The organism is Cryobacterium algoricola (assembly GCF_004402485.1).
Lineage (GTDB): Bacteria > Actinomycetota > Actinomycetes > Actinomycetales > Microbacteriaceae > Cryobacterium > Cryobacterium algoricola.
The window spans coordinates 72629-96574 of record NZ_SOFG01000007.1; the positions used below are offsets into that span (position 1 = coordinate 72629).

General features: G+C 69.2%; 13 protein-coding genes and 1 pseudogene. 12 read left to right on the plus strand and 2 right to left on the minus strand.

The window, feature by feature from the left end; all coding sequences use genetic code 11:
- Positions 1–38 precede the first annotated feature (38 nt).
- The 4 genes from E3O44_RS05070 to E3O44_RS05085 all read left to right on the plus strand — a co-directional run bounded on the left by E3O44_RS05070 (position 39) and on the right by E3O44_RS05085 (position 10962).
- Positions 39–695, plus strand: a complete 657-nt coding sequence (locus E3O44_RS05070; protein WP_420897911.1) for a TrmH family RNA methyltransferase — start codon at positions 39–41, stop codon at positions 693–695.
- Positions 696–913: 218 nt separating this feature from the next.
- Positions 914–9271 (plus strand): isopeptide-forming domain-containing fimbrial protein, encoded by an 8358-nt coding sequence (locus E3O44_RS05075; protein ID WP_166792549.1) that lies wholly within the window; start codon positions 914–916, stop codon positions 9269–9271.
- Positions 9272–9287: 16 nt separating this feature from the next.
- A complete protein-coding gene (locus E3O44_RS05080) occupies positions 9288–9656 on the plus strand; it encodes a DUF4440 domain-containing protein (protein ID WP_134533188.1) in 369 nt (122 codons plus the stop codon).
- A 181-nt stretch (positions 9657–9837) separates the two neighbouring features.
- Positions 9838–10962 (plus strand): baeRF2 domain-containing protein, encoded by a 1125-nt coding sequence (locus tag E3O44_RS05085; protein WP_134533190.1) that lies wholly within the window; start codon positions 9838–9840, stop codon positions 10960–10962.
- Between the two features lie 95 nt (positions 10963–11057).
- Here the strand turns inward: E3O44_RS05085 and E3O44_RS05090 are convergent, their stop codons facing one another.
- Positions 11058–13412, minus strand: coding sequence for a YhgE/Pip domain-containing protein (locus tag E3O44_RS05090; RefSeq protein WP_134533191.1), 2355 nt, complete (start codon positions 13410–13412; stop codon positions 11058–11060).
- Between the two features lie 11 nt (positions 13413–13423).
- Positions 13424–14092, minus strand: coding sequence for a hypothetical protein (locus E3O44_RS05095; RefSeq protein ID WP_174775041.1), 669 nt, complete (start codon positions 14090–14092; stop codon positions 13424–13426).
- Positions 14093–15738: 1646 nt separating this feature from the next.
- Between E3O44_RS05095 and E3O44_RS05100 the strand changes: the two genes are divergently transcribed.
- From E3O44_RS05100 to E3O44_RS05135, 8 genes and pseudogenes are all read left to right on the plus strand, one after another.
- On the plus strand, positions 15739–16416 hold the full coding sequence (locus E3O44_RS05100; protein ID WP_134533193.1) for an ATP-binding cassette domain-containing protein: 678 nt from the start codon (positions 15739–15741) through the stop codon (positions 16414–16416).
- Positions 16417–18549 carry a YhgE/Pip domain-containing protein gene (locus tag E3O44_RS05105; RefSeq protein ID WP_134533195.1) on the plus strand — a complete coding sequence of 711 codons (2133 nt, stop codon included), beginning with the start codon at positions 16417–16419 and terminating at the stop codon, positions 18547–18549.
- 38 nt (positions 18550–18587) lie between these two features.
- Positions 18588–19160, plus strand: a complete 573-nt coding sequence (locus E3O44_RS05110) for a TetR/AcrR family transcriptional regulator (RefSeq protein ID WP_134533197.1) — start codon at positions 18588–18590, stop codon at positions 19158–19160.
- 112 nt (positions 19161–19272) lie between these two features.
- Positions 19273–19767, plus strand: coding sequence for a DUF3151 domain-containing protein (locus E3O44_RS05115; protein ID WP_134533198.1), 495 nt, complete (start codon positions 19273–19275; stop codon positions 19765–19767).
- On the plus strand, positions 19767–21053 hold the full coding sequence (locus tag E3O44_RS05120) for an adenylosuccinate synthase (protein ID WP_134533200.1): 1287 nt from the start codon (positions 19767–19769) through the stop codon (positions 21051–21053). The genes E3O44_RS05115 and E3O44_RS05120 overlap by 1 nt, the downstream gene beginning before the upstream one ends.
- Positions 21054–21346: 293 nt before the next feature.
- A complete protein-coding gene (locus E3O44_RS05125; RefSeq protein ID WP_478213353.1) occupies positions 21347–22249 on the plus strand; it encodes a DMT family transporter in 903 nt (300 codons plus the stop codon).
- Between the two features lie 186 nt (positions 22250–22435).
- Positions 22436–22762: pseudogene (locus tag E3O44_RS19515) on the plus strand (chorismate mutase); the annotation flags it as partial.
- Positions 22763–22980: 218 nt separating this feature from the next.
- Positions 22981–23913: an SDR family NAD(P)-dependent oxidoreductase gene (locus tag E3O44_RS05135; RefSeq protein ID WP_134533204.1), complete on the plus strand. Its 933-nt coding sequence runs from the start codon at positions 22981–22983 to the stop codon at positions 23911–23913.
- The last annotated feature ends 33 nt before the right edge of the window (positions 23914–23946 follow it).

The window sequence follows — 23946 nt, forward strand, 5'->3', positions numbered from 1 at the left end:
GGGGCGGGGGTTGGCGCGGGTCGGGATACGGTGGAGCGGTGACCGAACCGCTGCTCCCCATTCCCGCTCAGACCGCCGCACCGACCGTCGAGCTGTCGACGAACGGGGTCGGGCCCTGGCAGGGGGAGCTCCCCGAGGAATCCTTCTACGACCCGGAACTCCTCGAGCGCGGCGACACCCGCAATGTGATCGACCGGTACCGGTACTGGTCGATGGCCGCGATCGTCGCGGACCTCGACGAGAAGCGGCACCCGTTCCATGTCGCGATCGAGAACTGGCAGCACGACATGAACATCGGCTCGATCGTGCGCAGCGCCAACGCCTTCGGAGCGGACACGGTGCACATCATCGGCCGCAAGCGCTGGAACAAGCGCGGTGCCATGGTCACCGACCGGTATCAGCACGTGCTGCACCACGCGGATGTCGCCACGTTCGTCCTCTGGGCGGCGAACGAGGGCCTGCCGATCATCGCGATCGACAACGTGCCCGGCAGCGTGCTGATCGAAACCTTCGCGATCCCGGAGCGTTGCGTGCTCCTGTTCGGCCAGGAGGGCCCCGGCCTCTCCGACGAGGCGATCGACGCGGCGGACGCGGTGCTCGAGATCAGCCAGTTCGGATCGACGCGCTCGATCAACGCCTCGGCCGCCGCCGCCGTCGCAATGCACGACTGGGTGCTTCAGCACCGCTTCAAGTAGCCCGCTCACGGAGCCGGAGCAGGAACCGGAGCCGCCCCGTTCTGGGGGAGGGCTCCGCCCCGCACTGGGGTCATCCGAGGGATGGCCCGGCCCGACGCGCAACCAGTAGCTTCTAGGAAACGTACTGGACAGGGACGCTTCTGCGTACCCGGGCACCCGAAATGCCCCGCGTACGCCGAAACAGCGCTGCTCGCATTGCTTACCCTGGAGTACTCGTCATGCCGCTTTTCCGCCCTGCCATCGTGCCGCGCCACAAAAAGCGTCAGATCCTCTTCGACCACGGTTTCCTCGCCCCGGCCCGGGCGCACATGCGGATCACGGCCAGCGTCTTGGCCGGACTGCTCGTCGCCGTCGGCCTGACCGTCGGCGCCATTGTCGCCCCGGCGACCGCTGCCGGGCTCGTCACCCTCACGGCCAGCAGCACGCCGACCATCCTCGCGGGCGAAAACGCGACCGTGAGTCTCACCGCGACGGCTCCTGCCGGCGGCACAACGGACTACTACAACCTCGCATTCCGGTACCAGCTGCCCGCCGGCGCGAGCTATGTCCCCGGCAGTACGGCAGGGGCAAGCGGTCCGGCCCTCCCAGACCCGACGATCGTGACGATCACCGACGTCGTGGGGCCTCCGGCGGTCACCCACCAGGTGCTGATCTGGCCGAACGTCGCCGACCTCGTGCACGGAAGCACCACCGGCCTCACCTTCGGGATCACGCCCAACCCCTCCGTCTTCCTGGTCGGATCTCCCATCCCCGGCAATGCCTCCGTCTACGGCCAGACCGATCCTCGACTGCTCGCCAAATTCACGCCGACAACCGGCGTCGTCGTCGCAGGCAGCTTCGCATTCACGGATGCCGTCACTCCCGTTTCCACGAAGGTCGCCGCCCTCAAGGTCACCAAGACCGAACCGAGCCCCGAGCATGAACTCATGCGCGGCGCACAGGACCAGGCCACCGTCTACACAATCACCACCAAGAACACCGGGGTCGCCGCCACGACCGGCGTCGTGCTCGTCGACTACCTCCCGGCCGGCCTCGAATTCCTCGGTTGCGGTAGTGTCGACAACAGTGCGGCGGGCACAGCGGAATACCCGGGCAGCGGCCCGCTCGGCTCCTCCACCGGCGGTCCCTCCTGCGCGACTCCCGCGCTCGTCGAAACGGTCAACGACCGCGCAGGCTTCCTCGGCCAGGTCTTCACGAAGGTCACCTGGAACCTCGGCACCCTCACGGCCGGGTCCACCCGCACCGTCACCTATTCGGCCGCGATCCCGCTGAAGGCCAACACGATGTGGCCCGCCGGCCAGGTGCCCAACGCCGCCGCGCGCCTGCAGGCGGCCAACCTGAACAACAACACCGGGGCATCGACTCGCCAGGAAGCGCCAGCCGCCGCCGGCCAGGGCCTCACGAACACCGCAGTCGCCACCGGCACATACACCGGACCCGTCGCCACCCCCGCGGATGCTGCCGCAACCTCGAGCGACTCCGTGACTGTCAAGGCCATGGACCTATCGATCGTCAAATCCGTGGACTCCTCGGACTTCGTGGCCGACGGCATCGCGCACTTCACCCTGCTGCTTCGATCGAGTGAGTACACCACCGATTCCGCAATGACGATCACCGACGTCGTTCCCAACGGGCTCTGCCCGATCATGCCCGCTTCCGTCGTGGTGACCGGTCCGCGGGCCGGTCAGCTGCCGGCCGGCTGTACCGGAGGCGGCACGGTGACGGGCGCCACCGTCAACAGCGTCGTCGCCAACGCCGACGGCAGTTTCACGGTCGTCCTCACGCCGAACCCGACGAGCCTCCCGGTGAACACGAGCCGCACGATCGGCTACGACGCCCTGATGTCTTCGACCTACGCCGGAGACAGCCAAAGCGGGCCGACCGTCGCGGGAGACAGCTTCCTCAACACCGTCGGGATCACCGGCACCACAACCGACGTCACCGCCGGCCTCGGCAGCACGCCGGTCACAGACGACTCGTCGGCCGGCCTCGCGTCATCCAGCCCGACCATCACCAAGAAGGTGCTTCCCCGCCCGGCCGCCGGTGGCACCGCCGTTGACTGCGCCGCCGCGGTCAACGCGCCCAACTACACAGACACCCAGGTGCCGACCTACCACCTCGGCGACAAGGTCTGCTTCCAGCTGACCGTGGCGTTCGCAAGCTCAACCCGCACCCGCAACGCCCGCATCACGGACTTCACCCCAGTCGGAACGAGCTTCGACGGCTTCGCGCCCGCGTCAGGAAGCACCGTCGCCGTGACCCCCGCAACCGGCACAGAGTCGGCAACCCCGGCCGGTACCCTGCCCGCCGCCTGGAACCTCGGCACGCCGGACAACGGATCGACCGACCTCTACGTCGCCAAGGGCGCAACCCTGACCCTTTTCGTGAGCGCCATCGTCACGTCGACGTCGCCGACCGCCGTCATCGACATCACCGCGAACCTGATGAAGTACCGTCAGGAATCCACGGCAGGCGCCGTGCTCGCACTCCGTGACCAGGTCGACTACGCGATCGCCCCTGCCCCCACCGTCTCCCTCGCCAAGAAGATCTCCGCCGTCAACGGTGCGGCCCCGGCCGCGCCGGCAACAGACGTCAAGGTCAAGGAGGGCGACGTCGTGACGTACGCCCTCGACGTCGCGAACACCGGAACGGCCGCCGCGGGCACCGATGTGCCGGTCGCTGCCGTACAGGTCTGGGACGCCCTCCCCGCCGGCTACACCTGCACCACGTGGATCGTCGCGTCGATCACACCCGCCGGCAGTTGTCTCAATCCCGCTGATTCCGGCTACCCGACCACAAATGCTGTGCCGGCCAACGCTCGCAGCGTCATCGTCTGGACCGTTCCGGGTCCACTCGCCCCAGGAGCAGCAGCCACCCGGCTCGGCTATGCGGTGACGGTTCCCACCGGCGTGAGCGTGTCGACGGTGTTCCCGAATACGGCATCCGTCGTCGCCTTCACCTCACCGAACACCGCGGGCGGCGACACGGTCTACTTCCCGAAGGGCTCGTTGAACCCTGCCCATGACACCGACGGGAATGCGCTCCCGGCCAACAGCACCGCGCAGATCCGCCTCGCCGACGCCGCCGTGGCCAAGACCGGCGTGTCCCGGATCGTGGCGACCGGCAACACCGCCAACCAGGCCGTCGCGGGGGAACTCGTCGACTACACCTTCTCCGTCACGGTGCCTGCTCATACAACGGTATACAACGGAAAGCTCTCCGACGCGCTCCCGGCCGGACTGACCATTCCGGTCGGAACCGCCGCGACAGTGTCGAGCGTGCCGGCCGGCGGCTCATTCGACCCGACGAACGGCGCCCTGACCTTCCCTGCAACCTTCGACAACACCACAGCCGTGGACCAGGTCTTCACGGTGACGCTGCCCGGCGTGCTCGTCGGCGTCGGTCTGGCCTCCGGAACGCTCACCAACACCGCGACCTTCGCGAGCAATGCCACCCTCGGCGGGACCGCGGTGACGCCGCGCACGGCGGCCAAGGCCATCACGGTCGTGACCCCACTGCCGACCCTCGCCAAGATCGTCGACAAGCCCACCGCCCAGGGTAATGACATCGTGACCTTCACTCTCACGGCCGGCAACACCGCCGGCCGCCCCGCAGCCTACGACTCCGTCGTCGTCGACTGCCTGCCCGCGGGACTGACCCTGACGGCCTTCCTCTCCCCTGCCGCTTCGCCGACGACGACGAGCGTGCCCGGGGACGGCACCAACGGTTGCGCCACCGGAACCACCAGGCTCGGCTGGATGCTCCCCGGCACCGGTGCACTTCTGGCCCCCGCCACCACCGTGCTCACCTATTCGGCACGGGTCGCACCCAGCTCCGCCGGGCTCGTCACGTACACCAACACGGCGAGCGTTACCGGCTCGACCCTGAGCGGCAACACCGCGAACAACGCCCTCGTCGAGCGCGTTGTCTCTGCGGCCGCGTCGGCCGTCGTCACGGTCGAAGGTGCGACGACGGTCAAGACGGCCACCCCGAATGCCGTTGCGGTCGGCGGCGCGGTCGCATACACGATCACCGTCACCCTGCCCAAGAACGTCAACTTCTACAACGCATCCATCATTGACACCCTCCCCGTCGGCGTGACCGCGAACGCCGGCTCCGCCACGGTCGCCTGCCGCACCGCCACCGCCGTCGACTGCATCGCCGCGCTGCCCACGGGCCCCGGTTTCACCCTCGCCCCGTCCGGCCAGAAGATCGGGTGGCTCCTCGGGGACGTCGTCGCTGCGACCGAGGACCGCACCGTCACCGTCTCGGTCACCGGCACCGTCACCACGGCGCCCGCCAATACCGCGGGAACGTTGCTGACCAACACCGCCGCTCCGCGCTGGAACGACACGGCCAAGTCCGATCCGGCCAATGCCGCAGCGAGCTTCGACCGCACCGGCCCGTCCGGATCCGCGGGCGTCACCGTGCTCGAACCGGTGCTCAGAATCGCCAAGACCGTCTCCAACGCCACTCCGGAACCCGGCCAGGCCTTCACGTACACCGTCACCGCGACCAACGCGAACACAGCAACGACGTCCGACGCGTTTGCCGTGACCATCGTCGACACGCTTCCCGCCGGGATCGACCCTGCGAGCGTGGCGAATATCTCCGGCAATGGTGTGCTCTCCGGCACGACCATCACCTGGACGATGCCGACCATCGCCAAGAACGCGTCCGTCACCCTGACCTTCGACGCCAGGCTGGCCGCGTCACCGAGCCTCACCGGCAGCGCGATCGTGAACAGCGTGAGCGTGACGAGTTACGCCTCCCTGACGGCGGGCGGCCGGGTTTACACGGCCAACCCGCCGACGGCGACGGCGGCGGTCACACCGCGCTTCCCGCACATCGGCCTCGCCAAGACCGCGACCAACGGTGCGACCGCATACGTGAACACCCCGTTCGGCTGGACGCTGACGCTCACGAACACCGGAGCCGGCACCGCGGCGACCGTCACCCCGACGGATGCCCTTCCCGCGAACTGGGTGTACCTCGCCGGTTCAGGCACGGTCTCGATCGGGAGCGGCGCGGCCGGGCCCCTCGGCGACCCGACGGTGACCACAGCGAGCGGAGTGCAGACCCTGGCCTGGCCCGCGTTCACGGCAGTGGCCCCCGGAACCGTCATCAGCATCCGCTACAGCGCGCAGCCGACCGCTGCGGCAACCGTCACTCCGGGAGCCGGCGCGGGCATCCGCCACACCAACACCCTCTCGGCCTCCGCGACGGATGCCACCGGTGCGACCGGTGACGCCGGCCCCGCCCCGTACGCGGCGAGCCCGGTGACCGCTGACGCGCACATCGATGCGGCCGACGTCACCCTGGCCAAGACGGCCGGTTCGGCCCTCGTCGCCGGGCGCAGCACGCCGGATGCCTTCAGCGTCACCGTCAGCAACACCGGACCGGACACCGCGGTCGGGGCCGTCGCCGGACACAACTTCACGGTCACGGACACCCCCACCCAGCCCCTGCCCGCCGGCATCACCGTCACGGGGGCGACCGGCACCGGTTGGAGCTGCACGGTTCCGAACGCCGTGACCGGCGCCTTCAGCTGTGAACGTGTCAACGCGAACGAAACCCTCGTCGCAAACACCGCATTCCCGGCGATCACGGTCGCCGTTCTCGCCGGATCCGGTGTGCCGAACGGCACGGCCGTCGTCAATTCCGCCACCGTCTCCGCCCGCACCTTCGACCCGCTCCTCGGCAACAACACTGCGAGCGCGACGAACACGGTGACCACGAGCGCCGACCTCGGCATCACGAAGCTCGCCAGTGGCGTCTTCGCCGCCGGCGACACGGCGACCTGGACCATAGACGTCACCAACGCGGGTCCGTCGACCTCTGTCGGACCGATCACCGTGACCGACACCCTGCCCGGGCACCTCTCCGCCGTCTCGGTCACGGGAACCGGCTGGACCTGCACCACCGCCGTGACCCCGGTGAGCTGTGTCTCCGCGGGCGGCCTCGCGCTCTCCGCGACCTCGCGCCTGACCGTGACCGCCACGATCGCCTCCGACTTCACCGGCAGCCTCACCAACACGGTTGCCGTCACCGGGACGACGCCCGACCCGAACCCGGCAAATAACAGCTCCGCACCGACGACCCCGGTCGGGAGCGCAACAACGCTCTCGATCGCGAAGACCCTGCAGGATGCCCAGCTCGTGCCCGGAACGGATGCGACATACCGTTTCGTCGTCGCGAACACCGGCCGCGCCGACGCCCGCAACGTGCGGATCACCGACGCGCTGCCCAACGGCCTGACCTTCGTGCGGCTCGCGGCCGGCACCCCTGGCGCCTGGACCTGCACCGAGACCAGCACCACTCCCTCGACTATCGGGTGCATCCTCACGGGCACACTGAAGCCCGGCGCCGGGGCCACCCAGACCGTCGACGTCGTGGTCGCGGTACCGAGCGGCCTCACCGGTTCCGTCGTCAACACCGCGACCGCAGGAGCAGACAACGCCCCCGACGCGAGCGACAACACCAACACGGGACTGACCGGCAAGGCCGATCTGGGAATTACGAAGACCCACCCCGCCGGCGCCGTGACCGCAGGCACCGACCTGACGTATTCCCTCTCGGTGACCAACTACGGCCCGTCGAACGCCCCGGCAGGCACCGTCGTGACGGACCACATCCCGGCAGGGCTGGTTGCCCAGGGCGCGGACGGCGGCGCCGACTGGACCTGCGCTGCACCCGTCGGACAGGATGTGACGTGCACGAGCACGAGCATCCTTCCCGTGGGAGCCACGGCAGGCGTCGTCTCCGTGACCGCCGGAATCCCGGCGAACGCCGGGCCCGCCGGCTTCACCAACGTCGCGGACGTGACCGGGGTTCTCGACGAGCCAACGCCGAACGCGCACCCCAACTCCGCAAGCGACCCGACTGACGTGACCACGCACGCCGACGTCACGATCGTCAAGACGATTGTGCCGTCCGCTCGGACCGTCACCGCCGGTGGCAGCATCGGCTATGCCCTGACGGTCACCAACTCCGGTCCGTCGACCGCGGATGCGCTCACGGTCGCCGACACACTTCCGGCCGGTTTTACCGCCACCGCGATCAGCGGGGCCGGCTGGACCTGCGTCCTGGCCAGCCTCAGCTGCACCCGCGCCCAGCTCGGCGTGACGAACTCCGTGATCAGTGTCACGGCATCCGTTGCCGCAGCGGTGTCTGACGGCACCCGCGCGGTCAACACCGCGACCGTCGGCTGGACCGACAGCCGCTCATCCGCTCACAGCGACACCGACACCGTCCCTGTGACAGTTGTCGCGATCGCCGACCTTGACCTGAACCAGTCGACCGCGAGGGCGACCCCCCTCGCGGGCGCCGACGTCGTCTTCGACTTCGCGCTGCGTAACGTCGGTCCCTCGGACGCCATCGGTCCGATCACGATCACCGACACCCTGCCGGCCGGGCTCCGGTTCCGTTCGAACACGACGGGCTGGACCTGCGTCGCGAGTGCCGTTGCCGCGAGCGCTCCGCAGGTCGTCATCTGCACCCTCGGCGGCGGGAGCACCGGCCTTGCCGCCGGCGGTACGGCGACCGCGCTCTCGATCACGGTGAACACGGACCCGACTCTCGGTGCCGTCACGCTCGACAACCCCGCGATCGCCGCGACACCGACAACGGAGTCCACGCTCGTCAACAACCCGAGCCCCGTGCGGGTGCTCCTCGCCCGCAGCGCCGACCTGTCCCTTGTGAAGACCCACACCGGCTCGGGCGCGATCGGCGCTCCGACCCCCTTCATCCTCACGGTCTCCAACGCGGGACCGTCAAGCGCTGTCGGGGTCCGGGTGGTCGACACCCTCCCGGTCGGGCTCACCTGGGTCAACAGCGCGGGCAGTGACCCGGCGTGGTCATGCTCGGCCGCGGCATCGGCCTCCCTCGGTGCAACGGATGTCTCGTGCACGCTCGCGATGCCGGTCGCCCCCGGCGCGGACGCGCCGACCCTCGTCGTGAACGCCCTCGTCGACGCACGATCGTTCCCGACGGTCACGAACGCCGCCGCCGTCACCGCGGTCACCCCCGACCCGGACCCGGCAAACAACTCGGCGACCGATCCGCTCGGCGTCGCCCCGCTGGTGAGTCTCGCCGTGACGAAGCACCACACCGGGCAGGCCATCATCGGATCGAACCTGGACTACCTCGTCTCGGTCACGAACACCGGAGCCACGGCGGACCCGGGTGGATTCACCGTGGTCGACACACTCCCGGTCGGGCTCAGCTACGTCTCCGGCCACGGCGACGCCGTGACCTGCGCCGCAGGGTCCGACGCGGCGCTGGTCACGTGCACCTTCGCCGGCGCGCTGGCCGTCGGGGCGACCCGCACGGTCACGATCACGGTGTCCGTGCTGGCCACCGCGTTCCCGACCGTGGTCAACACGGCCACCGCGCACAGCCTCTACGCCGACCCGGCCGCCCCGGCGAGCGACTCCGCGACAGTTCTGAAGGCCCTCGCGCACACCGGAATCGACCTTCCGGTTGAGCTCCTCGCCCTGCTCGCCCTCCTCGCTCTCCTGCTCGGTGCCGTGCTCGTGTCCATGAGCCGCCGGCGCCGCGCCCAGCGCTCCGAATAGGGGCTAGCGTTGCACTATGACTGCGATCACTGACGATCTGCCCGCCCGCCTGCTGCACGAAGAGCGCGAGGGCTGGGATGCGATCCTTGCCCGCCGCGCCGGCGACTACTACTGGCGCACGATGACGCGCGATGCCCTGTTGGTGCTCCCGGGGAACGTGGTCGCCCGGGACGCGGTCGCCGCGTTCTTCGAGGCACTCCCGCAGCTCGACAGCTACGAGCTGCACGACCCCGCCGTGATCCGGATCAACGATCGCGCGGGCATCCTCGTCTACCGGCTGGTGACCCGGCGCGGCGACGAAACGACGGAGTCGAGCGCAGCAACGACGTACGTGTTCCAGAACGGCGGCTGGTGTGTAGCCCTGCACCAGCAAAGCCCCGTCTAGCTCCGTAACCCGTCCGCGAAAGCGGGTGAATCGTCGGTATGAGCGTGCCATAACGACGATCCACCCGCTTTCGCGAGCGGATGCTGCGTGGCTTGTGGGGATAGGGGGGCGGGTCTAGCTTGGCGAGACAGGGGTCCCGCAAGGTGGGGAACCTTGGGTAGCGAAGAAGGGACCTGGGTCAATGGCTGACTTTGGAAACGAGGGCCTTGCGGAGCTCTATCGCCGGCCCGGTGACGCATCCACCGTTTATGTCGATGTCACCCAGGATCGTGAGGATCCGAGACGCACCTCGAGCTTGCGGCATCGCTCGGTGCGCGAGGCGCTGGCCGACGCCGGCGCCCTCGATGCGGATGCCGACGCCGTGATCGACCGGATCGAGGAGCCTCCGGGCAGGCCGGGCAAGGTCAGCAGGCTGCTCGTCGTCCGGGACGGTGTCGTCGAACTCGACGAGCTCCTGCCCGGCGAACCGCTCGGCGAACTGATCGTCTCGCACGGGCCGGTGCCGAGCCTGCTGCCGCTGCTCACCCAGCGGCCGCGCGACCTCACGTACATCATCGCTGAGGTCGGGCGCGACGGCGGCGAGATCCGGCAGTTCCGGCTCAGCCGCACCGGAGCCGTCGCCGAGGAGGAGATCGAGGGCGACACCGAGTACATCACCAAGGTGCAGGGGGGATTCCTCTCCAATTCCCGGTACCAGCGCGATACCGAGGAGATCTGGAAGCGCAACGAGGGCCAGGTCGCCGACGCGATCGACGAGATGGTCCGCACGAGCGGCGCGGAGCTGCTGATGCTCACGGGAGACGTGCGCGCGCGGCAATTACTGGTCGCCCAGCTGGCCCCCGCGAGTAGGGACATCCTCGCCGTGGTGCCGACGAATACCCGGCCAGGCGGCGCGACGACCGAGGAGCTCGAGGCCGACCTCGACCGGCACCTCGCGGCGATCCTCGCCCAGGACGAATACGACGCCCTCGAACGCCTCGAGTCGGGTCGCGACGAGGGACTCTCCGAGGCCGACTTCGCCGCCGTCGTGCGCGATCTGCAGCAGGGCCAGGTCGAGGTCCTCCTGCTCTCGTCCGGCGCGCTGCCCGAGGCGACCCTGCTCGCGCTCGATCGTGAGCCCTGGGTGGCGTCGAATGAAGCGGATGCCCTCGGCGCGGTCGTTCTCGGAGCCGTGCCTGCCGCAGACGCGCTCGTCCGCGCCGCGGTGCTCACCGACGCGCGTGTCGTCGTGGTGTCGCCTGCGGAGTTGCACGGTGGGAGCGGGGCCGCCGCCCTGCTGCGCTGGTCCACCCTCTCGACCCACTGAGCCGGGCCGCCGCCGCGCCGGTTTTGGCAGCCCGCGCCCGCCGTTTCGGGTGCGGCCCGCGGAAACCGGCGCGGGCCGATCGGCCGATCAGCCGATCAGCCGATCAGGCTGGGGCGCAGGTCGCGCAGGGTGCGGAAGTGCGTCATCCGCGTCACCCCGACCGCGGCGAGCACCAGGCCGCCGACGACCCAGAGCAGCAGCACCCCGGCATCCGCCCAGGCCGTGGCCGGGTTGCCGCCGTACATCAGCTGGCGGATGCCGTCGACCGCGTAACTCATCGGCACGACGTGGTGCAGCCACGCGAGCGGGGCCGGCAGGGTCTGCCAGGGGAAGGTCCCGCCGGCGGTGACGAGCTGGATCACCATGAGCACGAGGCCGATGAACTGGCCGACGCTGCCGAGCCACACATTGAGCGCGAGGATGATCGCCGCGAAGGCGAGGGCGGCGAGCCCCATCATCGCGTAGGTTCCGACCGGGTTGTGCACCTCGAAGTGCAGGATCCCGGCGAGGATTCCGAACAGCCCCGCCATCTGCACGAGCCCGAGCAGGCCGGGGGTGAGCCAGCCGGCGAGGGTGATCTTGAGCGGGGAGTGCAGCGCCGTGATCGCCCGGCGGGAGACCGGCTTCACGATCAGGAACAGCGCGTAAATGCCGATCCAGCCGGCGAGGCTCGCAAAGAACGGGGCCATGCCCGCGCCGTATGTTCCGGCCGAGGTGACGGCGGCGGTCGCGAGCGAGACCGGGTCGGCGATCGTCGAGCCCTGCAGGGTGCGGGTCGGCGCGTCCGAATTCGGGATGCTCGTCACCCCGTTCGCGAGGCCGTCGCGCAGCACGCCCGCGCCGGACTGCAGCGTCACGAGCCCGGTGTTGAGGCTCGTCGCGCCGGTCGCCAGGCTTTCGGCGCCGGTCGCTGCGGTGCTCGCTCCGGTGGCGGCGGATGCTGCGCCGCTGTTGACCGTTCCGGCTCCGGTGGAGAGCGACGCGGCCCCGGATGCGGCGGTGCCGGCTCCGGAGGCGAGCTTCGCCGCGCCGGTCGAGGCATCGCTTGCGCCGGACGCGAGCTTCGCGGCCCCTGCTGCCGCGGTGTTTGCCCCGGTCGAGACGGTGCTCGCACCGGCCGCGGTCTGCGCCGCGCCGGTTGCGAGTTTCGCCGCGCCGTCCCGGGCGGTGACGGCGCCGGCGGCAGAGTTTGCTGCGCCGGTGGCTGTCAACGTGGCTACAGGAGCAAGCTTTCCGCTCGTCCCGGCGAAGATACCGAGATCTGAAGCGACTGCGGATGCATCGTCGTGCTGCCCATCAAGCCGGGCAGTGATCGGGTCGATTGAGGCGTGCACTGCCGCGAGCACCGCGTCGAGCTGGGTGGACGACAAACCGGCCGTCTGAAGCGCGGTCGTGATCGTGGAGGGCGCTGCCGTGAGCTCGGAGGTGGCAGCTGTGATGGTGTCGTCCGTCGCCAGGGCTTTCGTCGCGAGCGTGGGCGCAGCCTTCGAGAAGGCGGTCAACCAATCGGACATGGCGCTCGCCCCACCCGACACGAGTGCGGTCCCGGCAGCAAGGTCCTTTGTCCCTGCGGCGAGATCCGCAGCGCCCGAGGAGACCTTCGTCGCCCCTGCGGAGACCTGGCCCGCGCCGGTCGCGAGCGTCGCGGTCCCGGCGGCGAGGCTCGTTGCGCCGCTCGAGAGCTGGCTCGTGCCGGAGGCGAGGGTGCCTGCACCGGTGGCGAGGTCTCTGGTGCCGGTGGCGAGCTGGCCCGCGCCGGTCGCGAGGGAGCTCGTCCCGGTGGCGAGCTGGCCGAGACCGGAGGCGAGGACGCCGACTCCGCTCGAGAGCTGGGCGGCACCGCTCGCGAGGCTCGCGCTTCCGTCGGTGGCCGAGGTCGCGCCATCCGTCAGTTTGGTGGCGCCGTCTGCGGCCGTCACAAGGCTCGACCGCACGTCGGAGAGCCCGATCAGCAGCCGGTCGGCCGCCTCCTCGTTGACCTTCGAGACGATCGCCTCGCGGATCTTCGTCGCGGCCTGGCCGCCGATCGTCGAGGCGAGGTAGCTGTTGGTGTCGTTCGTGGTGAGCGTGATCACCGATTTGCGCGGCGCGGACGTCGCAGAGGACGCGATGCCCTCGGAGAAGTCGGCCGGGATGGTCACGCTGAAGTCGTAGCTCGCGTCGGCGACACCGGCTTCTGCGGTCGCGGCGGAGACCCGATGCCACTGGAAAGCGCCAGCGTCGGAGAGCTCGGTCGCGATGTCATCGCCGTAGTTGTGGCTCACGTTGTCGATGACCGTTCCGGTGTCTGCGACGACGAGCGCGACCGGCACCCGGTCGAGGCCGGCGTACGGGTCCTGGTTGGCCCACAGGTACAGGCCGCCGTAGAGCACGGGCACGAGCAGCAGGGCGGCGAGGGCGACCCGGGACATCACGGTTGCGGTCAGGCGCGCCAGTTCGGCGCGGATCATGGCGAGGACTTTCACAGGGAATCGGCTCCAGCGGTGGTTATGGGAGAGCGTCCGAGTCCGGAGGGCAGCACGCCGTCGGGCTCAAGGTTGGCGAGTTCAAGGTCGGCGATGGCGTGTGCTGAGGCATCTCCGGCGATGACGAGCACCGCATAGCCGCGCGCGGCCAGGCCGCCGGCGATATCCCACCAGCCGAGCGGGTCGCCGCCGTGGCGGTCGGGAGAGGTGAGCACGAGGCCAAGCACGCCGTCGCGCAGCACGGCCAGCTCGGTCAGCAAGCGGATGCGGTCGTCGGGTGCGAGGTCGCCCATGTCCCACCGTGCCCGGTCGGCGAGGCCGAGGCCGGCGAGGAGGTGCTGGGTGGTCTTGCGGCGGAGGCCGGCGAACATCAGCTCTTCGGCGACGACGTCTTCGACCATGACGTCTGCGGCGGGCTCCGAGACGCCCAGGGCGTCGACGAGGGCGATCTGACGGCGCATCGCGGCGTAGTCGGTGTGGCCGTCGATCGTGACGGTCCCGGTGTCCGGGCGCATCCGGCCGGAGGCGATGAGGCCGAGGACCGTGGGACGGCGTTCGGTCTCGGCCCGGGCGAAGGCGACCGCGCCACTGGTGAATTCCAGGGTCGTCGGGGGAAGGGCCGAGTCTTTCGGACCCTTGGCGACGGACGAGAGGTTAACGCGCATGCGAGCGCCTCCGGAGGTGAGAGGAAACCGGTACGAGGCCGGCACGGAATCCTGGGGACAGGACGGGGTATCGCGGCGCTGGGACTGAGGTCACTCTAATTCACCGGGCCCCATTTTTACTGACTAGTCAGTCCGCCACCTATCGCGCGCTGGATGGCAGGAGGATTGCGCACCAGGTCGTAGACCTTATCGGCAGTGCTGCCGCGTTGGAGTACGTGACGCAGGAACTCGGCTACAGCCAAGCCCCGATGAAGCTTTCACGCAAGATTCAAGCAATCGGAATCGCTTGCCTGACGTTGGTGGGAATGGGGTTCGTCGGAGCGGCACCCTCCCAGGCAGCGACGGGGCCCGGCGGCTCGGTCGTCACATGCCATCTGGCGGTTCACGACCCGCGTTCAGAGCGTGGAAGCTACCGGTGCCACTGAACCCATCAATTGCTCGACTCAGAGCAGGATGAGCCAAGAATCTGACGATGAGTATGTTGTGATCAAGGACTTTTCGGCCACGTGGACTGGCTGAGACATTAAAGCACTGACCTGGAATCCAATGGCCGAAAGACGATGAGAGAAGCAATTGAGTGAACACGTGAAACCTTCATCTACTCCACGGCCCGCGGAGTGGGTGGTGGCGGGAATGAGTACCTTCGGATCCACGGTGAAGAACCTCGCACCCGCCGCCTACCCCGCGTACGCGAGGATATTTCACCCTCTCCGGACGACCAATGGCGACGATGAGCCGCCGGTGCTCTGGAGTGATATCGCCGCGAGATTTGGGCGAATCTCACATCCCGCTATGCAATGGAAGAGCATTTCCCGGTCTACTGCCAGCGAGTCCTGGGATCGCCCTGATGAGCCGATGGTTGGATCCTTGCCCTCTGAACCCGCCCGACGCCTCACGCAAATCTTGGCGGACCATACAGGCACACCTAGCGACTGTTTCTATGGGTTGTGGGAAGGTTGGGGTGGGGCTCCGTTGGGATCCAAGATCCCAACGTTTGAGATACCGAATCGTGTGATGGGACTCTTTCAAGGTTCAATCGAAGACGCCAACCAGTCGTTCGAGCCCTGGCCAGCGGACCGGCGTGCCAACCTTTGGTGGCCTGCGGACCATGCCTGGTTTGTGGTCTCGGAAATTGACTATGACAGCACGATCGTCGCGGCGTCTCGTGATTGTGTAGATGAGATACTGCGAGCCCGGGGAGTAGAAGCGCTCGAAGTCTCGCCATCTACTGACCTTTCAAATCTGGGTGACACTGTCAATATCTAGCGTCTTACGGGTGCGCTGTCATAGGCAGGGATGCCCGACACAAAAAAGGCCCCGGGGATCCCGGGGCCTTTTTCTAGTCGGTGCGCGTGTTCTTACCGAACCCAGCCCGGGCCCGGCACGGTCGGGATGATGACTTGTGCGGTTCCGGTTTTGCGTGCGGCTAGGTGACCTTCCCTTGTGCGCGCACGGAGGGGGCCGTTCTGGCGGTCAAAGAGCACGGCCGCGTGGCGGTCCCAGTGGCGAAAATGCGCGGGATTCCGGACAGGCGTCGGACAGCCCGGCACTCGCACCGGTCGAACCCGCCCGTTTTTGCGCGGGCGGGCCCGCGGATCTATACTGACTAGTCGGTACAAAACGAGTACCGCCACGAAAGGAACGACGTGCAGGCGACATTGGTAGCGGACGAACTGACTGTCAGTTACAAACGAGGCCTGGTCTACGGGCCGATCAGCTTCACCGCCGATGACGGCCTCACGGTCATCTGCGGCCCGGCCGGCAGTGGGCGCACGAGCCTGCTCCTCACCCTCGCCGGGCGGATGCGGCCATCCTCCGGCACCCTGTCGGTGCTCGGCGAAGACCTTCCCCGCCACGCCCGCCGGGTCCAGCGCCGCACCGGCGTGTCCGGGTTCCACGGCATCGACTCCCTCGAAGAGTCGGTCACCGTCGGGGCGGCCATCCGCGAGCGCCACGCCTGGCTCGCCCCCTGGTGGTCCTTCATCCGTGCGGTCGACGACGCCGAGGTCTTCCGCGTCTGCGGACCGGTCTTCGGCGACATCCCGGTTCCGGCCGCGAGCACGATGATCTGGGACCTCGACGAGGTCGAGATGGTGCTCCTCCGCGCATCCCTCGCCATGATGAGCCGGCCCAGCGTGCTGTTCTTCGACCAGGTCGAGCAGGTGCACTCCCCGGAGGCACGCCGACTGCTCTGGTCCCGGCTCGGCGCGATCGTCGCGGCCGGCACTCCCGTGATCGCCTCGGCCATCGCACCAGACTTCGAAATGTGGGCGGATCTCGGGCTCAAACCGACCGTCCAGTACATGAACCAGGAGATTCGCTAGATGTTCGCCTTCCTCTCTACGGGCACCGAACTGCGCCGATTCGGCAAGGGCACCCTGCCCAAGATCGCCCTCGTCGTCTTGATGTTCATTCCGCTGATCTATGGCGCCCTCTACCTCTGGGCGTTCTGGGCGCCGGACAAGGAACTCAGCAAGCTCCCGGTCGCCCTCGTCAACTCCGACACGGGCGCCGTCCGCGACGGCACGGACGTGACCGCGGGCAATGACCTCGTCGGCAAGCTCCTCGACGGTCACGACCTGGGCTGGGTCGAAACCAGCGCGGCCGATGCCGCCACCGGCGTGACCGACGGCGACTACTACTTCTCCGTCACCATCCCCGCGGACTTCTCCACGGATGCGATCTCCGCGGGCACGGACACCCCGACCGCCGCCCAGGTCATGGTCGACTACAACGACAGCAACAGCTTCCTCGCCTCCACCCTCGGCAAGCAGGCCATGATCCAGCTGCGTGACGCCGTGTCCCTGAACATCGGCGACCAGACCGTCAACACGATGCTCGTGGCCGTCAACAAGGCCGGTGACGGCATCCGCACCGCCGCGGCCGGTGCCGGAACACTCGCCGACGGTCTCAGCACGGCCGAAACCGGCACCGGGACTCTCGTCGCCGGGCTGAACGACCTCTCCGCCGGCGCGTCCACCCTCGACGACGGCGCGGCCCAGGTGGCCGACGGATCGTCAACGCTGGCCGCGGGGATCGGCACACTCTCCTCGGGCGCGGCAACGCTCTCTGACTCCTCGGTAAAACTCTCCGACGGCGCGTCGACTGTCGCCGCCGGGACCCAGAAGGTGTCCGACGGACTCGCAAAGGCCGCAACGGGGGCGGCCGCCCTCTCTGACTCCTCCGACCAGCTCGCCGTGGGGGCGACTACGATCGCGACGGGAACCGGACAGCTCGCAACCGGAACGAAGGACCTCGACGACAGCCTCGCGAAGCTGCAGACGGCCATGGCCGCTGCCCCGCCCGGAACGCCGGCATCCGCGTTCCTGCCGACCGTGACGCAGCTCGCAACCGGAGCCGACACCCTCAATACGAAGACGCAGGGCGCCGCCACCCAGGTTTCCGGCTACGCGAAGCTCAGCGGGAACTTCGCCACCGGCATGGGGACGCTCTCCGATTCGCTGACCGCCGGCGCCCCCGGGGCCGCGCAGGTGGCGGCCGGAGCGGCGCAGGTGGCCTCCGGATCGGCCGCCCTCGCCTCCGGAGCCGGCCAGCTGGCCACCGGCGCGGCCACCGCCGCCACCGGGTCGGCCACCCTCGCCACCGGCGCGGATAGCCTCGCCGCCGGAACCGGCACCCTCGTCGACGGCAGCAGCCAGCTCGTTGCGGGCGGCACCGCCCTGGAGTCCGGCACCGTGCAACTCGCCGACGGCAGCCACACGCTCGCCGATGCCCTCGCGACCGGAGCCGCGGACGCACCGAGCCTCACCGACGCGCAGATCTCCGAGAAGGCCGCGGTGATCGCGAACCCCGTCGACCTCAACCAACGGTGGGAGAACGCCTCGGACAGCTTCGGCGAGGGCTTCGCGCCCTTCTTCCTCGCCCTGGCCACCTTCGTCGGTGCACTCATCACGTGGCTCATCCTGCGGGCCCTGCCGACGCGGGCGCTCGCCAGCGCAGCCTCCGGCCTGCGGGCCACGATGACCGGGTTCCTGCCGGCCATGGCAATCGGGTTGAGCCAGGTCATCATCATGGTCCTGGTGCTCGTCTATGGCATCGGGCTGACCCCGGCGCACTGGCTGGGCATGTCCGCGTTCATCTACCTCACGACGCTTGCGTTCCTGGCACTGCAGCAGATGTTCATCATCCTGTTCGGCACGGCGGCCGGCCGCGTGATCAGCCTGGTGCTGCTCATGCTGCAGCTCAGTTCCTCCGGCGGAACCTATCCCGTCGAGACCACGCCGGAGTTCTTCCAGATCCTGCACCCGTGGATGCCCGCTTCCTACGTCGTCACTGGGCTGCGGCAGCTCATCACGGGTGGGATCGACTCTAGACTGTGGCTTTCCGTGCTCGTTCTCGTAGGCATCCTGGTCGGCTCGATTGCGATCAGCGCCTGGAGCGCGTCTCGGCAGCGGATGTGGACGATCACCCGGCTGCACCCGGAACTGACCATCTAGGGTTGCGACCCGAACCGAGTGCGACGAAGGGACCGACAATGCCACGTGCCACGGGAACAAAACGGGCGATCCTGGACGCCGCGCTGGAGCTGGCCGCCACCCGCGGGATCACCGGCACCACGATGGATGACGTCGCCGAGCTCGCGCACGTTGCCAAGGGCAGCCTGTACTACAACTTCAGCTCAAAGGACAAGCTCTTCGAGGCGCTGCTGGAGGAGGGGGTCGGTTCGCTCTCCGACTCCCTCCGGGCGGCGCGGGACGGGCTGCACGGGAGTGAGGCGCTCGTCGCGCTGATTGCGGTGCTCCTCGACCTGATCGAATCGAACGCGGGACTCGCCAAGCTCATGGCGGCCGAGATCTTCCGCACCGATCGCGCCTGGCAGAAGACGCTGTTCGCCCTGCGGCACGAGGCCCTCGCGGTCTTCGCCGAGGCGATCGCCGAGGCCCGGCCGGCCACGGCGGCAGCGGGAACGAGCGGTCTGATGGCGTCGAGCGTCTTCGGCGCCGTGCTGATGGCGGGGCTCGAATGGCTGGTCTTCGATCCCGACCGCGACCGCGACGAGGTCTCCGCGGCCATCCTCGAGTCGCTCTCCGGCGGCCTGCTCGCCTGATCCCGCTCTGGGTCGTGCCGACGTGCTCCCGAAACCGGGACATTTCCGGTCATTGGCCCCCGGGGCGGCAGGTTCCGTGGGGCTCAGAGTGCTCACCGCGTTAGGATCGAGTGTGACCGGCGAAAACTTGATCGACCAGCCCGAGACCCTCCTTCCCGCGGAACCGGAGGTGATCGCGGCGCTCCGGAGTACCGAAAGCCACGCGTTGCCGTCCCTCGTCGCCGCGCACCCGACGTCGTCCCTGGCCTGGGCGGTGCTGGCGGATGTCGCCCACCTCGAGGGCCGCACGATCGAGGCATACGCCTTCGCCCGCGTCGGGTACCACCGCGGCCTCGACGCCCTCCGCAAGGCCGGCTGGCGCGGACACGGTCCGATCCCGTGGACCCACGAGCCCAACCGCGGGGTGCTGCGCGCCCTGTACGCGTTGCGCCGCTCTGCCGCCGAGATCAACGAGCAGGACGAGTTCGACCGCCTCACCGTCTTCCTGAACGACGCCGATCCGACCGCGATCGCGCGCATCAACCAGGAGACCATCACGCCTGATGGGTACCGGGCCGATGACCCTGCCCCGATCACCGAGGCGTTTTTCATCCGAGGAGAGAACTAATGCCAGCGATCGTTTTGGTCGGAGCCCAGTGGGGCGACGAGGGCAAGGGTAAGGCCACCGACCTCCTCGGCAGCCGCGTCGACTACGTCGTCAAGTTCAACGGCGGCAACAACGCCGGGCACACCGTCGTGATCGACGGCGAGAAGTACGCGCTGCACCTGCTGCCGTCCGGCATCCTGACCCCCGGTGTCACGCCGATCATCGCCAACGGCGTCGTCGTCGACATCGAGGTGCTCTTCGAGGAGCTCGACGCACTGATCTCCCGCGGCGTCGACGTGTCCCGGCTGAAGGTGAGCGCCAACGCGCACATCATCACCCAGTACCACCGCACGGTCGACAAGGTCACCGAGCGTTTCCTCGGCAAGCGCCAGATCGGCACGACCGGTCGCGGCATCGGCCCGACCTACGCCGACAAGATCAACCGCGTCGGCATTCGCGTGCAGGACCTCTTCGACGAGAACATCCTCCGCCAGAAGGTCGAGGGCGCCCTCGCCCAGAAGAACCACTTGCTCGTCAAGGTCTACAACCGTCGCGCCATCTCGGTCGACGAGATCGTGACCGACCTGCTCAGCTACGCCGAGCGCCTCCGCCCGATGGTCGCCGACACCGCGCTGCTCCTGCACGAAGCGCTCACCGCAGGCAAGACCGTGCTCTTCGAGGGCGGCCAGGCCACGATGCTGGATGTCGACCACGGCACGTACCCCTTCGTCACCTCCTCGAACGCGACGTCCGGCGGTGCGGTGACCGGATCGGGCATCGGCCCGAACCGGATCGACCGCGTCCTCGCCGTCGTCAAGGCGTACACGACCCGCGTCGGCGCCGGCCCGTTCCCGACCGAGCTCTTCGACGAGTCCGGCGAGTTCCTGCGCGCCAAGGGCTTCGAGTTCGGCACCACGACCGGCCGCCCGCGCCGCTGCGGCTGGTACGACGCGCCCGTCGCCCGCTACACGGCCCGCATCAACGGGGTCACCGACTTCGTGCTCACCAAGCTCGACGTGCTCACCGGCCTCGCCTCCATCCCGGTCTGCGTCGCGTACAGCGTCGACGGCGTCCGCCACGACGAGGTGCCCGTCTCACAGTCCGACTTCCACCACGCGAAGCCGATCTTCGAGGACTTCCCCGGCTGGACCGAGGACATCACCGGCGCCCGCACCTTCGAGGAACTGCCGCGGAACGCCCAGGACTACGTGCTCGCGCTCGAGAAGATGAGCGGCGCCCGCATCTCCGCGATCGGCGTCGGCCCCGGCCGCGAAGCGATCGTGTCCCGCCACGACCTGATCAACTAGCGACCAGGCCCGGCGCGGTTGAGGCCGGGCCGCAGGGCCTGAACGGAGAGAGCGGATGCGCCCGGCGCATCCGCTCTTGTCGTCTCACGCCGTCCCACTCCGCGTCAAACGAGCGGATGCTGCCATTCACCGGCGGGATCCGGACGTTGCGCTCCGAGGGGGCCGACGCGGGCGGCCGCACACGTTACAGTCGGCAGGTGACCGATAGCACCGCCCCGCGCGACGCCCCCACTTCTGCCGCACCCGTCCCCGCGTCCGCTCCCGCCGAGCCGGCTCGCCGCGCCCTCGTTGCGCTGCAGTTCCTCGGCATGGGCGTCGTCTGGGGCTCGAGCTTCCTGTTCATGAAGGTCGCCCTCGTCGGAGTGAGCTTCGGCCAGGTCGCCTGGTCGCGCCTCGTGCTCGGCGGCCTCACCCTCGGCCTGATCGTGCTCATCACGCGGCCCCGGGTGAACGGCGGCCCCGTGCTGCCGCGCGAAGCGGTCGTGTGGCTGCACTTCCTCGTGATCGCGGTGAGCGGATGCGTCGTGCCGCACCTCCTCTTCGCGTGGGCCGAGCAGTACGTGTCCTCGAGTCTCGCGAGCATCTACAACGCCGTGACGCCGATCATGACGGCCCTGATGGCGACCCTTGCCTTCCGGGTCGAACGGCTCGGGCGCGGGCAGGTGCTCGGGGTCGTCGTCGGGATCGCCGGCGTGCTCGTGATCATCGGGCCGTGGCGGTACGCGGCGCTCACCGGGGACCTCTGGGGCCAGCTCGCCTGCCTCGGCGCGGCCGTCTGTTACGGCTTCACGTTCGGCTACACCCGCCGGTTCCTGAGCGGGCGGCCGATCGCGGGGGCGACGTTCGCGTTCCTCAACATCGGGCTCGGCGGGGCGATCATGCTGCTGCTCACCCCGGTGCTGGCCTGGCACCCGGTGTCGCTCAGCCCGGCGATCGTCCTGAGCCTGCTCACCCTCGGCGCCCTCGGCACCGGGCTCGCCTACATCTGGAACATCAACGTGCTCCGCGCCTGGGGGCCCACGAATGCGTCGACGGTCACCTACGTGACGCCCGTCGTCGGGGTCGCCCTCGGGGTGCTGCTGCTGGGCGAGAGCCTCTCCTGGAACGAGCCGCTCGGCGCACTGCTCGTGCTGCTCGGCATCCTGCTCGCCCAGAAGCGCATCCGCTTGCGCCTGCCGCACCGCGTCCTCGCCTGATCCGAAACGAGGCCCGCGGCCAGGCCGACTCGTCAGGCCTCGCGGCGCAGTCTCGCTCACCGAGGCCCGGCCGGCTGAGTGCCGTATCCGCTCTCTCCGGCGCGATCGGGCGAATCGTGGGTGCGTTCCGGGAGTCAGAACGATTCACCCGCTTTCGCGGAAGGGCGCGCACGGTATCGTCGAACCATGGCCGAACACGAGGAGTTGCCCGCCGGCGCGGGGCAGGATGCGATCGACGAATTGACGGGCATCCGTCAGAGCATCGACAACATCGATGCCGCCCTCATCCACATGCTCGCTGAGCGCTTCAAGTTCACCCAGCAGGTCGGACGCCTCAAAGCGAAGCACGGTCTCCCGCCCGCAGACCCCGCGCGGGAGCTGCAGCAGATCCAGCGGCTGCGCGCGCTCGCCGAAGAGGCCAGGCTCGACCCGGGCTTCGCCGAGAAGTTCCTCAACTTCATCGTCGCCGAGGTCATCCACCACCACGTGCGGCTCGCCGGCGGCCAGGCCGCCTCGGGCGACGAGCAGGGGCCCGGCGCCGCGATCGGGGTCGAGCCCGATTCGGCGATCGGCGCCCCGGCACCCGCGACCGGCGTCGTCGCCGACTCCGCGATCGGCGCCCCAGCTCCGGCAGCGCAGGCGTCTGCAACGACCGCGCCTACGGCCCCGGCTCCCGCAGCCTCGGCGCCTACGACCTCGGCGCCTACGGCCCCGGCGTCCGACCCCGCATCGTGAGCTGGGACCCGCACCACCTCCCCTCCCAGTCCGGCAAGACCTTCGTCGTCACCGGCGCCAACGCCGGCCTCGGCTACTTCACAAGCGAACAGCTGGCCGCGACCGGAGCGCACGTCGTGCTCGCCTGCCGCAATCCGGTGAGAGCGGATGCCGCACTCGCGGCCATCCGCGGACGGGTGCCCGGGGCATCCGTGTCGGCGATCACGCTCGACGTCGCCGACGCCGACAGCGTGCGCGCCGCGGCCGCCCTCCTGCTCGAGCTGCCCCGGCTCGACGGGCTCGTGCTCAACGCGGGCATCGTGCACCCGCCGCGGAAGCGGGAGGTGAGCGCGGCCGGTAACGAGATCGTCCTCGAGACGAACTATCTCGGGCACTTTCACCTCACCGCGCTCACGCTGCCGGCCCTGCTGCGCACGCCCGGCAGCCGGGTCGTCGCGCTCGGGTCGCTCGCGACGCGGCTCGTCGTCTCGCGCCTGGACAACCTGCAGCTCGCGACGGGGTACAGCGGCTGGGTCGCCTACGCGCAGTCGAAGATCGCGATGCAGGTGTTCGGCTTCGAGCTCGACCGGCGGCTCCGGCTCGCGGGACTCGGCGGACCTGACGGAGTGCAGAGCCTTGTTGCGCACCCCGGTTACTCGGTGTCTGGGCTGACGCCGGGCATCCGTGGGGTCAATGAGCCCAGCCGGCCGCAGCGGTTCGCCGACAACCTGCAGGGCCTGATCGGCGCCCAGGGCAAGGACCACGGCGCCTGGCCGAGCGTGCGCGCCGCCCTCGACACGGATGCCCGTGGCGGCGAATACTACGGCCCCCGCTACCTGACCCGCGGCGTGCCCACTCGCCAGCAACCCACCAACACGAGCCTCGACCCCTTGGTTGCGGCGAACCTCTGGTCCCGCACCGAGCGACTCACTCTCCCCTTCCCCCTGTAACCCGAGCGCCCCGAGCCGCTCGGCCCACCGCTC